11 protein-coding genes are annotated in these 15,652 nt (G+C 62.0%); 4 read left to right on the top strand and 7 right to left on the bottom strand.

Going from position 1 to position 15,652, the window contains the following annotated elements:
* Nucleotides 1–202 precede the first annotated feature (202 nt).
* Together AB5Y93_RS20905 and AB5Y93_RS20900 are read left to right on the top strand one after the other, a co-directional pair.
* The gene (locus AB5Y93_RS20905) at nucleotides 203–1,840 is read left to right on the top strand and encodes a PAS domain-containing methyl-accepting chemotaxis protein (protein ID WP_368230376.1); all 1,638 of its coding nucleotides are present in this window, start codon (nucleotides 203–205) and stop codon (nucleotides 1,838–1,840) included.
* Nucleotides 1,841–2,484: 644 nt separating this feature from the next.
* A complete protein-coding gene (locus AB5Y93_RS20900; protein ID WP_368230374.1) occupies nucleotides 2,485–5,619 on the top strand; it encodes an SIR2 family protein in 3,135 nt (1,044 codons plus the stop codon).
* Between the two features lie 239 nt (nucleotides 5,620–5,858).
* On the opposite strand, the gene cysC is transcribed toward AB5Y93_RS20900, so the two are convergent.
* The 5 genes from cysC to cysG all read right to left on the bottom strand — a co-directional run bounded on the left by cysC (nucleotide 5,859) and on the right by cysG (nucleotide 12,362).
* Nucleotides 5,859–6,452, bottom strand: coding sequence for an adenylyl-sulfate kinase (gene cysC, locus AB5Y93_RS20895; RefSeq protein ID WP_368230372.1), 594 nt, complete (start codon nucleotides 6,450–6,452; stop codon nucleotides 5,859–5,861).
* Nucleotides 6,453–6,689: 237 nt separating this feature from the next.
* Nucleotides 6,690–8,414, bottom strand: coding sequence for an SLC13 family permease (locus AB5Y93_RS20890; RefSeq protein ID WP_042007068.1), 1,725 nt, complete (start codon nucleotides 8,412–8,414; stop codon nucleotides 6,690–6,692).
* 4 nt (nucleotides 8,415–8,418) lie between these two features.
* Nucleotides 8,419–9,846: a sulfate adenylyltransferase subunit CysN gene (gene cysN, locus AB5Y93_RS20885; protein ID WP_042864966.1), complete on the bottom strand. Its 1,428-nt coding sequence runs from the start codon at nucleotides 9,844–9,846 to the stop codon at nucleotides 8,419–8,421.
* 24 nt (nucleotides 9,847–9,870) lie between these two features.
* Nucleotides 9,871–10,839, bottom strand: coding sequence for a sulfate adenylyltransferase subunit CysD (gene cysD, locus AB5Y93_RS20880; protein WP_010675598.1), 969 nt, complete (start codon nucleotides 10,837–10,839; stop codon nucleotides 9,871–9,873).
* A 104-nt stretch (nucleotides 10,840–10,943) separates the two neighbouring features.
* Nucleotides 10,944–12,362, bottom strand: a complete 1,419-nt coding sequence (gene cysG / locus AB5Y93_RS20875; RefSeq protein WP_368230370.1) for a siroheme synthase CysG — start codon at nucleotides 12,360–12,362, stop codon at nucleotides 10,944–10,946.
* A gap of 197 nt (nucleotides 12,363–12,559) precedes the next feature.
* Here cysG and AB5Y93_RS20870 point away from each other — a divergent pair, with 197 nt between their 5' ends.
* Together AB5Y93_RS20870 and AB5Y93_RS20865 are read left to right on the top strand one after the other, a co-directional pair.
* Nucleotides 12,560–13,483: an SPFH domain-containing protein gene (locus tag AB5Y93_RS20870; RefSeq protein WP_029314806.1), complete on the top strand. Its 924-nt coding sequence runs from the start codon at nucleotides 12,560–12,562 to the stop codon at nucleotides 13,481–13,483.
* Nucleotides 13,480–13,935 carry an NfeD family protein gene (locus tag AB5Y93_RS20865; RefSeq protein WP_010675601.1) on the top strand — a complete coding sequence of 152 codons (456 nt, stop codon included), beginning with the start codon at nucleotides 13,480–13,482 and terminating at the stop codon, nucleotides 13,933–13,935. Before AB5Y93_RS20870 ends, AB5Y93_RS20865 begins: the two co-directional genes overlap by 4 nt.
* A gap of 80 nt (nucleotides 13,936–14,015) precedes the next feature.
* On the opposite strand, the gene AB5Y93_RS20860 is transcribed toward AB5Y93_RS20865, so the two are convergent.
* Nucleotides 14,016–14,261, bottom strand: coding sequence for a hypothetical protein (locus AB5Y93_RS20860; protein ID WP_010675602.1), 246 nt, complete (start codon nucleotides 14,259–14,261; stop codon nucleotides 14,016–14,018).
* A gap of 306 nt (nucleotides 14,262–14,567) precedes the next feature.
* On the bottom strand, nucleotides 14,568–15,617 hold the full coding sequence (locus AB5Y93_RS20855) for an oxidoreductase (protein ID WP_041213888.1): 1,050 nt from the start codon (nucleotides 15,615–15,617) through the stop codon (nucleotides 14,568–14,570).
* Between the last annotated feature and the right edge of the window lie 35 nt (nucleotides 15,618–15,652).

The following is a 15,652-nucleotide window of genomic DNA, read 5'->3' as shown; positions in this document are numbered from 1 at the left end:
GCGAAACCCGCCCCGCCATTGCCAAAACGGCTCCCAAAAAGCGAATCCTGACGGCTGGGACAGACGCGAGCCCGGGCCATGTACGGCCCTCTGCGGGTTTTGAGCGCAAAAGAGACATATAGAACGCAATTTAAGCGTTTTGGGGCACTCTGGTGTACGAATTGCAACCAGACTCTCTTTCCCCTGTCAGGCAGGAAGTACCATGAGAGTCAATCAACCCGTTACCCAGCGTGAGCGCCTCTACCCGTCGCACCAGAACCTGATTTCCACCACGGATCTGGAGAGCCGCATCACCTATGCCAACGACGAGTTCTGCCAGATAGCCGGCTTCACCCTGGAGGAGCTGCAAGGGGCACCCCACAACCTGGTCCGCCACCCCGACATGCCGCCCCAGGCGTTTGCCGACATGTGGCGCCATCTGCGGGAAGGCAAAAGCTGGATGGGCCCGGTCAAGAACCGCTGCAAGAACGGGGATCACTACTGGGTCAACGCCTTCGTCACCCCCATTCAGGACGCAAGCGGCAAGGTGGTGGAGTACCAGTCGGTGCGCACGGCGCCGGACGACGCGGTCAAGCAGCGTGCGGAGCGGGTCTATGACGAGATGCGCCGCGGCAAGACCCCCCGGGCCCTGCGCCTGCCCCCCTGCTGCCACACCCTGGGGATCCACCTCTGCCTGATGGCGCTGCTGGCCAGCCTGGTCACCCTCGGCTATCAGCACGGCCCGGGCTGGCCTCTGCTCATCGGCGCCCTGCCCCTGGTGGTTGCGCTCGTCATCTGCCAGACCCTCTCCCGGCGCCTCGCCCGGCTGGAGACCCTAGCCCGCCACCGTTTCGACAACCCCTTGATGCAACTGCTGTATACCGGCCGGGTCGATCGTCTGGCTGCCGTCGAGCTCGCCATGAAGATGAATCAGGCCGAGTTCAATGCGGTGCTGGCCCGCACCCAGCAGACCTGCCAGCAGATCGTGCAGGCGGCGCAGACGGATCTGAACAATGCCGAGTCCATCACCGGCAACCTGCAGCAACAGCAGGCCCAGACCAACCAGGTGGCGACCGCCATCACCGAGATGACGGCGTCCATTCGCGAAGTCTCCCACAGCTCGAGCGCTTCCTCGGACAGCCTGGACAACACCGCCGTGCTGTTTCGGGAGGGCAATCGCAGCGTGCTCGATACCGTGGCGGCGGTGGAAGGGGTTCACGGCGAGCTGCTCACCTCCCGCGCCGTGATAGAGGCGCTGGCCAGCCAGTGCCGCGCCATCGACGGCATCCTGGACGTCATCAACAACATCGCCAACCAGACCAACCTGCTGGCCCTCAATGCGGCCATCGAAGCGGCCCGGGCAGGCGAGTCCGGTCGCGGCTTCTCGGTGGTGGCGGACGAAATCCGCACCCTGGCCATCAAGACCCAATCCTCCACCGGCGAGATCCAGCAGATGATAAGCCTCTTGCAGGCCAGCGCCGACGATGCCCAGCAGGCCATGGCGCAAGGGGAGCAGCTCTCCGCCAGTTGCCGCCTCAAGGCCGCCGCCACCGGTGATATCCTGCAACAGATAAGCGAACGCCTGTTGCAGGTGACCGCAGGCAGCAACCAGATAGCCCAGGCGGTGCAGGAGCAATCCCTGGTCACCCAGGACATCCACCACAGTGTGCTGGACATCAAGCGTCTGGCCGACGACTCCAGCCAGGGCAGCCGCCACGCCGTGCAGGGCATTATTGCGCTCGTGAAGCAGCTCGGGGATCTGGAGCGGCTGGTACGCCAGTTCCAGAAAACCGCCCCGGCGAGCCAAAGCCGCTACGAAGTGGCTGCCACCCGTGCCGTTCCGGTGCGCCAAGCCAGATAACCACTACACAAACCATCACCGCAGCAAAACCCTATGGACCAGCAGGCCCATAGGTTTTTTTAATGCCCGCCAACAAGAGACGACACTGCTGCTTCAACGTCCGATTTTCCTCTGTGTTGATGGGCCGCTGCGGTTAAGCGGTTATATCACCGTGCGTTATTTATTAATTTATTGATCTTGCTCAGAAAGCTACAATCTCCCCCTTCCTTACCAAGTTCCGTTCGGTAACATAGCCGCTTGGAGGCCTCTCATTAGAGTCAACCATGAGCTAGGCCAATGCATTCGCTGTCTTTCTAAACAGTGGCAATGGTTACGCAAATAGAGGACGTCAAGCGAACACGTTCAGCTTCAAAGACTCTCATGCAATCAATTGATTTAAAATGTCATTTCTCATATTCCCTATCAGAGCGAAATGGAGTTAGATGGAAGGCGGTATTAATGTGTTAGTACCGTATCCTCCATCTAATCACTGTTCGGCGTCATAGGTATCTGCCAAACCCCAATGAATCAATGAAAGCTCGCTTGAACCGTCTCACTGCGCCTGTCGTCTGGCCCAATCATCGCGTGTTGCCTAGATACGACTGAAGTAGCGTTAATCAAACTTGTACCAAATAGACACCAATATCCAATCGCGGGGGACGTCGATGTCACTTGATTTACTCACAAAAGAGGAGCTGCTCACCGCCGCCCTCGCTACGAAGCGTCCTGTGGCGTTTCTTGTTGGATCGCCTCTTTCGCTGAAGGACGGTATCGGGGTGCCGGGCGTCACCGAAATCCTCGATTTTGTTCGAGCTGAGATTCGTGACCGAGTTGCCTTTGCCCTACCGCGTTTTGAGACTGCGCTGGCTGGCAAAACGGGTGGTGACGCTTACCAAGAGGCGATGAAGTGGCTCGGCAAGAACGCAGGACAAGATGCCATCAACGACGTTATCCAGACCGCTGTCCTAAAAGCCCGAAAGGCTGGAGTCGGCGAACCACCGAAGGGAACGGACGGACAGCCAGACGAATGGAGTATTCCTTTGGGCACGGCGAGCCTCGGTGAGATGGTGGCTAGAGCAAACGAGCGCTTCCTTGGTCCTATTCTGACCACCAACTTCGATCCGCTCATATCCTTGGCAGTTCGGAACGCTGGCGGCCGATCTGGTCGGCGCGTTCTGGCTGTTGACGGAACCTTAGCTGGTGCTGCCGAGGATGAGCTCGGCATGTGCACTGTCGTTCATCTACATGGCTACTGGCGCGACTCAGACACGCTACATACTCAGGCGCAACTAACCAACCCTCGACAAAAGCTGACAAAATCCCTGCAACGCCTCCTCCAAAGACGCACGCTCATCGTCGCTGCCTACGGTGGTTGGGATGACGTCTTCACCCAGGCGCTCATCGAACTCATGAACGACGAGCAGGCACCGCTTGATGTTATCTGGTGCTTCTATGAGTCCGACGTCGACAAGGTGAAGGCCAAATACGGGAAGCTGCTCGCTGCCGTCGAACCCGCCACCGTCATGAATCGTTTCCGGGCATTCGGAGGCATCGATTGCCACAGCATCTTCGGTGAAATCCTTTCGACGTTACGGGGCATGACGCCAGCTGTCGCCGTTCCCTCGGTCGTTTCGCCGCTAGCCGGATGGGAACTCGTAGATGCCGCTTACCTGAGAATATTGCCACCGCTCAGACCTGAAGAGGTCGTCCGATACTTCGACGGCGCGACACCCACTTGGCGGCACGCGACTTGCGCAGACATTCCTAGCCGGGCCGCAGTCGCAGAAATCGGACGCCGCCTCGCGGAAGCCCGGAGTTCCAAAGCCGCCTGTTCGCTTCAACTCATTCGTGCCGCCGGAGGCGAAGGCAAGACCACGCTTCTCCTGCAATCGGCTGCCGCAGCGGCGAAGGACGGTGGGTGGAATGTCCTGTGGCGCACGACTCCTCGTGTCGGCCTGCCCCCTGAGCACATCCACACTTTGGATCCGACCAAACACTGGCTCGTCGTCGCCGATGATGCTGAAAATCTAATTCATGACCTCAGCGAAGCATCCCGCCTCCTCCACGAAGCGGGACGCTCCCATGTCCACTTCCTCCTCGCCTCCCGCGACACCGACTGGCGCCACTTCCACGGTGACCGCCAGTCTTGGGGCACATTGCTGAAGCAGCATCCCGACATCCTTCTTCGTGAATTGCGGGACGGCGACGCGAACATTCTGATTGAAGCGTGGCGAAAATATGGCAACGACGGATTGCGCGAGCTCGCAACCCTTTCGAGTCCCGAGCGGCAGATTGCCGCACTCCTTGCCGCTGTTCATGGAGCCGCTGGCGCCCGTGACGAAGGCTCATTCTTTGGTGGATTGCTCGCCGTGCGTTTCGGGCCAGTCGGTTTGAGGAATCACGTTGTCGCCTTGCTTAGCCGATTGAGGGAAGTTCAGATTGCGAACAGCAACCGCAGCTTGTTCGACGCACTCCTTTACGTCGCTGCGTGTCACGCGGTCGGTATCCCTGGCATTGATGAAAATGTTCTCGCTGACTTGCTTGGTGTTGAGCGGGATTGGGTTCAGACGCTTGTCGTCATTCCACTCGGCGAAGAAGCCGCCGCCGTCCGAAGTGCGGGCCATGTGCTGACCCGACATACCAAGGTGGCCGCCACCATTTTGGTAGCCGCAGAACAAGATATCGGCGTGGATATTGCGGAGGTTTGGCGTGCCATTGTCAGGCAGACTGTGCAAACGAGCAAGGACGGTGGAGTCAGTCGTCAAACACACGCCAAGATTGTTCACGCGGGCCCACGGCTACAACGCGAACTACCGCAGCAGTTCACCGAGCAACGCCGAAAGGAAATAGCCGTCGCGGCGGCGAAGGCGCGTACCACAGCGGAGCCTGACCGGCTTTGCGCTCTTGTTGACCTCGGCAAGATCTACCGAAATGCGGGCGACCGTCCGGCTGCCGTGGAGATGTTCCGGCAAAACATCGGCTCCCTCTCGTCCAAGGTCGATTTTCAGTCCGATGTGCGAGGCTATTGGTATGAGTGGGGCGTGGCTGAAGGCTCAGCCGGGAACGATGCCACACGCCGCGCCGCTGATGCATGGCTACAGGGCTTGTCACTCGCGGATCACCTAAAGACAGCGCCAATCACCACCGAGCAAACCAAGTTGAGTTGTGCGGGCCTCGGTGTCGCCTTCGGCAAGCTCTCGAAACCTCTGCCCGACTGTCCGTTTGCCCGCGCCCGGCGTGCCGCTGCGTATCTTGGCCGGCTCACAACCTCTGACTCCAAAGCCCTCGGCTACTTCGAAAAGTATGACCGCGAGGCCGACAAGATCGGCACGCCTCATCCGAAGAACTTCGAAGAAGCTGTCGTTTGGCTGACGACCGCTGTCGTCCAAGCAGGTCGCGAACTACAAGACCCGTTCCTGAAGGCCCTGCTCAGGCCTGAGCAAGTCTCCTTCAACATGCTCCGCGAATTCCTCAACCCCGCCCCGCCGCCTAGACCGCGCGCTAAGCCATACGTACCGACACCTGCTCCACAAGCCCGATCAATCGCTGAGGCGGGGCACGTACTGGCGCAGCTTTCTAGTAGTTTTGAGGATCGAGTCAAAGCTGGCATTGAACGAGTGCTGACGCAAGCATGGGAAGCTGTCCCGATCGCTACAGCGGAAGAGGACCGTCTTAGCACCGCCAAGCGAAAGGCTACCGACATTATCAAACGCCTCTCTCCCGCGATCAGAAAACAGGTTGGCTCCCACTTTCATGCCGGGAATTGGGAAACCCTGAAATCACGCGACCCGCAAGGGTGACCTTTTGATTAGCCACTGGCCCACATCGCCTATGACGCCGAACACTGCGCTCAACACCGACGCCCTACATATCGCTTCGCGGTATTCCGTGCGCCGATTAACTCAACGTTAGGTCATGGTGGCGACTGTACCACCTAAAATGGTGTCCGTGATGGTTAGACCACTACATAGTTGGTAGACAATAAACAAGGGGGCAAACGCCCCCCTTGTTTATCAACACTCAACGCAGACAATCGACCTTAATCGATTAACCCCCGCTGCCGCAGAGCCGTCAGCAGCTCATCCACCAAGGCTTCCACCGGCTTGCCGGCGTTCAGCAGATGGACCTCGGGTTGCTCCGGGGCCTCGTAGGCGGAGTCGATGCCGGTAAAGTTGCGAATTTCCCCCGCCCGCGCCTTCTTGTAGAGCCCCTTGGGGTCGCGCTCTTCACAGACGGCGAGCGGCGCATCCACGAATACCTCGACGAACTCGTCGGCACCCAGGAGATTGCGCACCAGATCCCGCTCGGCACGGAACGGCGAGATAAAGGCGGTGAGCACGATAAGACCCGCATCCACCATGAGTTTTGCCACCTCGCCGACCCGGCGGATATTCTCCTGGCGGGCGGCGTCATCGAAGCCGAGATCGCCGCACAGGCCGTGGCGCACATTGTCCCCATCCAGCAGGTAGGTGTGCTTGCCCGAGGCGGCCAGCGCCTGCTCCAGTGCCCCCGCCAGGGTGGACTTGCCCGCCCCGGAGAGCCCGGTGAACCAGATCACCAGGGGCTTTTGCCCCTTCTGCTCGGCCCGGCTCTGTTTGTCGACGGCATGGGCATGCCACACGATATTGCTCATCCAACACTCCTTGATTGGCGCTCACGCCGCAATACTGAAAACTGTCCGCTACAGCGGGGAGCCGCCTCGCACCATGAGGCGGCAAGGTGCTGATGCCCTGCTATTGCGCATGCAGCACCCCCTGATTGGCGCTCACGCCTGGATACCAGTGCCCTGGCACTCCCCTGTATCATAAGCAGCCTTGATAAAAGCCGCGTTAACATAAGCAGCCCTTAACACATTCCCCGGTATCAGACCTTAAAACGGAAACAGCAGGGGCACCATGACGATCACCCCGATGCTGTAGGCGAGGGAGACAGGCAGGGCCAGCTTGAGATAATCCGGCATCTTGTAGTTGCCCGCCGCATAGACCATCAGGTTGGTCTGGTAGCCGTAGGGCAGGATAAAGCTGGAACTCGCCCCGAACAGCACCGCCAGAATGAACGGCATGGTGGAGACGTCCATGCTGAGCGCCAGCTGGAATCCCATGGGGAAGGCCAGCGCCGCCGCTGCGTTGTTGCTCATCAACTCCGTCAGCACCAGGGTAAACAGATAGATCCCCACGAAGGCGATAAAGGGACTGGCCCCGTTGAACTCCCCCATCAGCCAGTCGGCGATGAGCTTGGCCAGGCCGCTCTTCTCCAGCTGATCGGCGATGGCGAGCGCCCCGCCCACCACCAGCCAGATATCCAGCGGAAAGCGGCGGCGGATCTCGTCCAGGGTCAGGATGCGGGAGAAGAGCAGCACCACCAGCATCACCAGCAGCCCCTTGAAGAGCGGCACCAGGTCGAGCACCGACAGGGTCAGCACCCCGAGGAACCCCGCCACCACGGCGGCGCTGCGTGTGGCATCAAGCCGGGTGGAGGCCTCCAGCCCGCTCACCACCACGAACTCCCGGGAGAGGGACTTGTTGCCCGCAAACTTGGGGCCGGGGGCCAGCAGCAGGGTATCCCCTGCGTGCAGTTCAATCTGGCCGAGGCCGCCGGTGAGCTGGGTCTCGCCCCGGCGCACCGCCAGCACCACCGCATCGAAGTGGGTGCGAAACTCCGCATCCTTGATGGTCTGACCCACCAGGCGCGAGCTGTGGCTGACGATCACCTCCACCAAGTGCTGGCCGTTGAGGCGGTGCTGGCCGTAGAGATCCAGCCCCTTGAGCTCCTGCAACACGCCGACGCTCTCCACGTCGCCGCAGAACAGCAGCATGTCCCCCTCGTGCAGCTCGTGTTCCGGCTGCACCGGGCAGATCACCTGGTTGCCCCGGATGATCTCGGCAAGATAGAGGCTTTTCAGGCTGCGCAGGCCGTTCTCCTTGACGCTGCGCCCGGCCATCGGCGAGCCGGGGCCCACCTTGGCCTCGAGAAAATAGCCGGATTCCCGGCTCATCTCGGTGTCCTGCTCCGGCAGGTGGCGGGCAAACAGCAGCACGGCGATGAGGCCGGTCAGCAGGGTCCCCGCCCCCACCATGAAGAAGTCGAACATGCCAAGCGGCTTGGCCCCCATCTTGATGAGGAAGCTGTTGACGATGAGGTTGGTGGAGGTGCCGATCAGGGTCAGCACGCCGCCAAAGGTCGCCGCGAAGCACATGGGCAACAGCAGCCGGGAGGGCGCATGGTTGGGGTTGCGTTTGACCGCCCCCAGCATGGACGCCACCACGGCGGTGTTGTTGACGAACGCCGACAGGAAGGCGGTGGAAAACCACACCTTCACCAGCACCTTGTTGAAGGAGCCGGTGCCCACCAGGTTGGCAAACCAGCTCATGACCCGGGTCTTCTCCACCGCGAGCGACACCAGCAGCAGCAACACCAGGGTCAGCAGGGCGCTGTTGGTGTAGCCCGCCACCACGGCGTTGATGTCCGCCAGGCCACTCAGGTAGGTGATGAGCACGGCGCCCGAGAAGAGCAGCGCCGGCCGGAGTTTGCCCTGGATCAGCAGGGCGACGAGGGCAGCCAGCAGACCCAGCACCAGGGATTGTTGCCAGGTCATGGGCTTACTCCTTGCCGGAATCGTTGCTGATGGTCAGCGCCTGCCAGTGGGGGAAGTGCTTGCGCACCAGGGCGTTGAGCTCCACTTCGAACTCGCTGTATTGCCCTGCCATCACCTTGGCCGCCAGCCCTTCCACTATCATGCCGGCGCCCACGGTGACGTTGGTCAGCCGGTCGATGAGGATGAAGCTGCCGGTGTCGCGGATCTCCTTGTAGGGGTCGAACGCCACCGGGTCGGTCAGGCTGAATTCGCACAGGCCGATCTCGTTGAGCTTGAGCTCGGAGGCGGGCAGCTCGTCGAGCTTGTTGATCTCGATGCGGTGGCGGATGGCCTCCACCTGGCCACGACTCTTCTTGGTGGCCAGCTTGACGTCATAGACCCGGCCCGGTTGCAGGGACTCTTCCCCCATCCAGACGATGTGAGCCAGCACGTTCTGGGTCACCTGGGGCTTTTTCGCCGCATCCACCAGCAGGTCGCCCCGGCTGATGTCGATTTCGTCTGCGAAGGTGACCGTGATGGCCTGACCCGGCAGGGCGTACTCCAGATCCCCGTCGAAGGTGACGATGCGGGTCACCGTGCTCTCCTTGCCGGAGGGCAGCACGGCAAGCTTGTCGCCCACCCGCAGGATGCCGGAGGCCAGGGTGCCCGCGAAGCCGCGAAAATCGAGGTTGGGGCGGTTGACGTACTGCACCGGCAGGCGCACCGGGTGACGCTCCAGCTCGCGCTCCACTTCGGCAGACTCCAGCAAGGAGAGCAGGGTCTCGCCCTGGTACCAGGCCAGCTTGTCGCTCGGGTTCACCACGTTGTCGCCGTCCAGGGCCGAGACCGGCACGATGTGGATGGTGTCGACGCTGAGTTTCTTGGCGAATTCGCGGTAATCGGCGCTGATGCGATCGAACACCTCCTGGCTGAACTCCACCAGGTCCATCTTGTTCACTGCCACCACGAACTGCTTGATGCCGAGCAGGCTCGCGATAAAGCTGTGGCGGCGGGTCTGATCCAGCACCCCTTTGCGGGCGTCGATCAGGATGATGGCCAGATCGCAGGTGGAGGCGCCGGTGGCCATGTTGCGGGTGTACTGCTCATGGCCCGGGGTGTCCGAGATGATAAATTTGCGCTTGGCGGTGGAGAAATAGCGGTAGGCCACGTCGATGGTGATGCCCTGCTCGCGCTCCGCCTGCAGGCCGTCCACCAGCAGGGCCAGGTCCAGCTTCTCGCCGGTGGTGCCGAGCTTCTGGCTGTCGGACTCCAGTGCCTTCAGTTGATCTTCATAGATCTGCTGGGAGTCGTGCAGCAGCCGGCCGATGAGGGTGCTCTTGCCGTCGTCCACGCTGCCGCAGGTGAGAAAACGCAGCAGGCTCTTGTGCTGCTGGGCGTGCAGGTAGGCTTCAATGCCCTGTTCGCTGATGGCGGTCTGAATGTGGTTGTTCATGTTGCGATTCCTTAGAACATTTTTTTAGAAATAGCCCTGACGCTTCTTCTGCTCCATGGAGCCGGCCTGATCGTGGTCGATGAGCCGCCCTTGCCGCTCGCTTGAGGTGGTGATCAGCATCTCTTCGATGATCTCCGGCAGGGTGGTGGCATTGGATTCGATGGCCCCGGTCAGCGGGTAGCAGCCGAGGGTACGGAAGCGCACCAGCTCCTGCTTCACTTCGTCTTCCGGGCCGATGGGCATGCGATCGTCATCCACCATGATCTTGATGCCGCCGCGATCCACCACGGGGCGCATGGCCGCGAAGTAGAGCGGGACTATGTCGATGTTCTCGAGATAGATGTATTGCCAGATGTCCAGCTCGGTCCAGTTGGAGAGCGGGAAGACACGGATGCTCTCCCCCTTGTTGACCTGGCTGTTGTAGACGCGCCACAGCTCCGGGCGCTGGTTCTTCGGATCCCAGCGGTGGGACTTGTCACGGAAGGAGTAGACGCGCTCCTTGGCGCGGGATTTCTCCTCGTCGCGACGGGCACCACCGAAGGCGGCGTCGAAGCCGTATTTGTTGAGCGCCTGCTTGAGCCCCTCGGTCTTCATGATGTCGGTGTGCTTGCTGCTGCCGTGCACGAAGGGGTTGATGTCCATGGCCAGACCGTCCGGGTTCTTGTGGACGATGAGATCCAGCCCGAACTTTTTGGCGGTCTCGTCCCGGAACTTGATCATCTCCTTGAACTTCCAGTTGGTGTCCACGTGGAGCATGGGGAAGGGGATCTTGCCCGGATAGAAGGCCTTGCGGGCCAGGTGCAGCATGACGGAGGAGTCCTTGCCGATGGAGTACATCATCACCGGGTTTTCAAATTCGGCGGCCACCTCGCGGATGATATGGATGCTCTCGGCTTCCAGTTGCTGCAGGTGAGTCAGTCGCTCGCGGGTGACACCTGCACGGATGCTCTGTGCATCGGATGGCTGCAGTTGGGTCAGTCTTTCACGGTCCATGTCTGGGTCCTCGGTTCATTGCTATCGCACCTGCTCGGGGCGCGGTGTTGGTTCAGTTCGGTGCCGCCTTGGCCGCACCGTCAAATCGATTCGGGTCTCGTCTCTCAGGCCAGGCTCACCAGCTTGAGTTCGTGGCCGCTTTCTGCCTCCTGCCCCTGTTCGCCAAACCAGGCGAGTTGCTGGCGCAGGGCCACCACTTCACCGATGACGATGAGGGACGGGCTCACCGCCTGCTGGGCCAGTTCGGCCAGATCCGCCAAGGTGCCGGTCAGCACCCGCTGGCGGGCCGTGGTGCCCCGCTCGATGATGGCGATAGGGGTGGCGGCGCGTCGGCCATGGCTTACCAGTTGCTGCTGGATATGCTCGGAGCGCATCAGCCCCATGTAGATGACCAGGGTCTGGTTGGTGGCCGCAAGCTGCTGCCAGTCGGGCTCCTTGCCCTCCTTCTGGCAGTGGCCGGTGATGAAGACGGCGCTCTGGGCATGGTCGCGGTGGGTGAGCGGAATGCCCGCATAGGCGGTGGCACCGGCGGCGGCGGTGATGCCGGGCACCACGGAGAAGGGAATGCCCTCCTCGGCCAGCACTTCCAGCTCCTCGCCGCCACGGCCGAACATGAAGGGATCGCCCCCCTTGAGGCGCACCACCCGGTTACCCGCTTTGGCATATTCCACCAGCAGGCGATTGGTCTCTTCCTGGGGCACGCTGTGGGCACCCGCCTTCTTGCCGACCGACACCAGGGTGGCGTCGCGGCGCACCAGGTCCAGGATCTCGGGGGAGACCAGCTGGTCATAGAGCACCACTTCGGCCTGCTGGATCTGTTGCAGCGCCTTGAGGGTCAGCAGGCCAGGATCTCCCGGGCCCGCCCCCACCAGCACCACTTCTCCCACTTCGGTACGGGCTTTGTCCAGTCCCTCGTTCAGCCACTGCTCGGCCCCCTGCCAATCGGCTTTCTCAATCAGACCGGCCAGGGTGTTGGAGGCAAAGGCGCGCTCCCAGAAGCGGCGGCGATCGGAGAGGGAGGCCAGCACCTGCTTGGCCCGGCGGCGCACCCGGCCGGAGAGCTCCGCCAGACCGCCAAGATGGCGGGGCAGCAGGCTCTCGAGCCGCTCGCGCAACAGGCGCACCAGCACGGGGGCCTTGCCGCCGCTGGAGACGGCCACCACGATGGGGCTGCGATCGATGATGGAGGGGAAGATAAAGCTGGAGCGCTCGGGGTCATCCACCAGGTTGACGAACAGACCGCGCTCGGTGGCGCTCTGGTAGACCAGGGCGTTGACCTCGAGATCGTCGGTCGCGGCCACCACCAGGATCTGCCCTGCCAGGTGGGCCGGGTCGAAACGCGCCGCCACATGGGTGAAGCGACCGGCAAATTCATGGAATTCGGGCTCGAGCGCGGGAGAGACCAGGGTGATCCGGGCACCTGCCGCCAGCAGCAGGCGCGCCTTGCGCAGGGCAACCTCGCCCCCGCCCACCAGCAGTACCGGGCGGCCTTCCAACCTGGCAAACATAGGTAAATAATCCATCAGGGCCCGCTCCTCGGCATCGCGACATCTGGGGCGACTATAGGCAGGAGCGCTTATCCCTCAAAATAATAAAAAATGCTCTTTAATGCGTTTTGGTAATTAGTAAAGCCGTGTAGCGGCAATAGAGAAGCGAATCTGCTTGTGGTGGATGGCACCAGACCCTAGGCTAGTGAAAGTGTTTCATAAGGAGCTTAATCATGAATGAGTCATTGATTGTATTGGGGATCTTCATATTCCTGGTACTCGCCACCCTGAGTGCCGGCATCAAGATAGTGCCCCAGGGTTACAACTGGACCGTGGAGCGCTTCGGCCGCTACACCCGCACCCTCTCCCCGGGCCTCAACCTGCTGATCCCCTACATCGACCGCATCGGTCACAAGATCATCATGATGGAGCAGGTGCTGGACATCCCGGCCCAGGAGGTGATCTCCCGGGACAACGCCAACGTCACCATCGACGCCATCAGCTTCGTGCAGGTAGTGGATGCCCGCAAGGCGGGCTACGAGGTCAACGATCTCACCAGCGCCATCCGCAATCTCACCATGACCAACATGCGGACCGTGCTCGGCGCCATGGAGCTGGACGAGATGCTCTCCCAGCGCGACACCATCAACGAGAAGCTGCTGCGCACCATGGATGCCGCCACCGCCCCCTGGGGCATCAAGGTGACCCGGATCGAGATCAAGGATGTGCGACCGCCCCTCGCCCTGGTGGAAGCCATGAACGCCCAGATGAAGGCCGAGCGCCAGAAGCGGGCCGAGGTGCTGGAGGCCGAAGGGGTGCGCCAGTCCAAGATCTTGAAGGCCGAGGGGGAGAAGCAGTCCCAGATCCTGAAAGCCGAGGGTGAACGTCAGGCCGCCTTCCTCGCCGCCGAAGCGCGGGAGCGGGCCGCCGAGGCGGAAGCCAAGGCGACCCACATGGTCTCCCAGGCGATCGCCGAGGGCGACATGCAGGCCATCAACTACTTCGTGGCCCAGAAATACACCGAGGCCCTGGCCCGCATCGGTGAAGGCCCCAACAGCAAGATCATCATGATGCCCCTGGAAGCGGGCAGCCTGATAGGCTCGGTGGCGGGCATGGCCGAGCTGTTCAACAAAGACGGCAAGGCGGGCAAATCATGACAGCCCTGTTCGAGGGGCTGACCCACTGGCACTGGCTGGGACTCGGCTTCGTGCTGCTGGCCATCGAGGTGATGGGGTCGGTGGGCTTTCTGCTCTGGACCGGCATCGCCGCCCTGGAGGTGGGGCTCTTGCTGCTGGTCTGGCCCTTCGGCTGGCAGGCGCAGTTGCTGCTCTTCGCCCTGCAATCCCTGCTCACCACCTGGGCCTGGTGGCGCTGGCAGCATCGCCGGGATCGCTCCGGGCTGGATGCCGCCGCTCCCATCAACGAGCGGATGCAAAGCTACATGGGCCGCGAGCTGACCCTGCTGGACGAGGTCAGCCAGGGGATGAGCCGGGTGCATCTGGACGACACCGTCTGGACGGTGCGCTGCAACGCGCCGCTGCCTGCTGGCAGCCGGGTCAAGGTGGTGGGGGCCGACTCCCACATCCTGCTGGTGGAACCCCTCGGCTGACCGGGCAACGCCCCGCCATGGCCATAAAAAAACGGGCCCGGCGCGAGTGCGCCGGGCCCGTTTTTCAATGAGGTGCTGGCTTAGTTGGCCTTGGCATCGCTCACGGCAGCTTCAGCCTTGGTGGCCACGTCAGCGGCAGCCTTCTCGACAGTAGCGGAAGCTTCGGAAGCAGCCTTCTCGACGGTAGCAGACGCTTCGCTAGCGGCTTTCTCGACAGTGGCAGCAACGTCTGCGGCCGGGGTCGCAGCCGGAGCGGCAGCTTCTTCTTTCTGACCACAGGCGGTCAACATCAGACCCAGGATACCGGCTACCAGTACTTTGTTCATGTGCATACCCTCAAAAAAAGATGGAGAGATGGTGCAGGGACCATCACTGTACGCCCCGGCTCCTGTCGGCACACCGGCCGCTGGAGCCCGAAGGCGCGCGAAATATATCCCCATATGCGGCCGATGAAAACGCGTATCACAATGATATTTTCTCGTTGGCATGATAAGAAACACTGCTGCAACGACAAATATTAATATAAAACACCCATTCATCACCAGATTCGCACAACAAATCGCCAATTACCTGACGATTGCCAGTCAGCCATTGTCTTTCTGTCAGGCTCTCCGCGCTGCCGGATTACGCCGTCAGTCAGACAGCTTCTGACAAGGCAGGCGCCGCCCCTGCTGGTCGCTCTCCCGGGCCAGGTCCAGCAAGGCCATCACCGCCAGGGCCTCGTCGGCCGGCACCGGGTTCTCCCCTTCTCCCCGGATGGCGGCGCAGACACCGCGATAGTAGGCGCCGTAGTCCCCCGCTTCGCCAGCCACGGTCTGCTGCACGAGCTGACCGTCCCGGATCTGGCTGAGCTGGCCGGGGGCGGGATCCACGCCCCAGTCCGCCGCCGGAGGCCGCTTGCCCTCCTTGAGCTGCTCTTCCTGCACGTCCATGCCGAACTTGATGAAGGAGCCCTGACTGCCGTGCACCACGAAGCGGGGCATCACGGCCGACACCAGACAACTGCCGTGCAGAATGACCCGCATCTCGCCGTAACCCAGCACCACATGGAAGTAGTCGTCCGCCAGGGCCCCGGGGCGCTGCTTGCCCAGATCCGCCTGCAACCAGTCCGGCTGACCGAACAGCTGGAGCGACTGATCCAGGATATGAGGGCCGAGATCGAACCAGAGACCGGAGCCCGGGCCGCCCGCCTCGCGCCAGCGCTGGCGCACCTCGGGGCGATAACGGTCGAAGTGGGATTCGAACTGGGCGACTTGCCCCAGCGCCCCCTCCGCCAGCAGACGGCGCACAGTGAGGAAGTCCCCGTCCCAGCGCCGGTTGTGGAAGATGCTGAGCAGCCGTTGCTGCTTCTCCGCCAACTCGACCAGCGCCTTCGCTTCGGCCAGATCCAGGGCGAACGGCTTGTCGATCACCACGTGCTTGCCCGCCAGCAGGGCCTCGCGAGCGATGGGGGCATGGGTGTCGTTGGGGGTGGCGATCACCACCAGATCGAGGCTGTCATCGGCCAGCACCTGCTCCAGGGTGCCGACCCGGGTGCCGGGCAACGCGGCCTGTACCTTGGCGGCATCCCGGCTCACCACCCAGCGCAGGGTCAGGCCCGGGGTCGTGGCCAGGAAGGGGGCGTGAAAGGTCTGTCCTGCGAAGCCGTATCCCACCAGGGCGGCGTTGATTGTGTGGCTCATCCGGTTTTCTCCACGGGTCTGTGATCATGCGAGGC

It is taken from the genome of Aeromonas sp. R10-1 (genome assembly GCF_040908465.1).
Classification (GTDB): Bacteria; Pseudomonadota; Gammaproteobacteria; order Enterobacterales; family Aeromonadaceae; genus Aeromonas; species Aeromonas caviae.
Note: the sequence above shows the minus strand (reverse complement) of the source record. Positions and strands in the feature narration are given on the sequence as shown.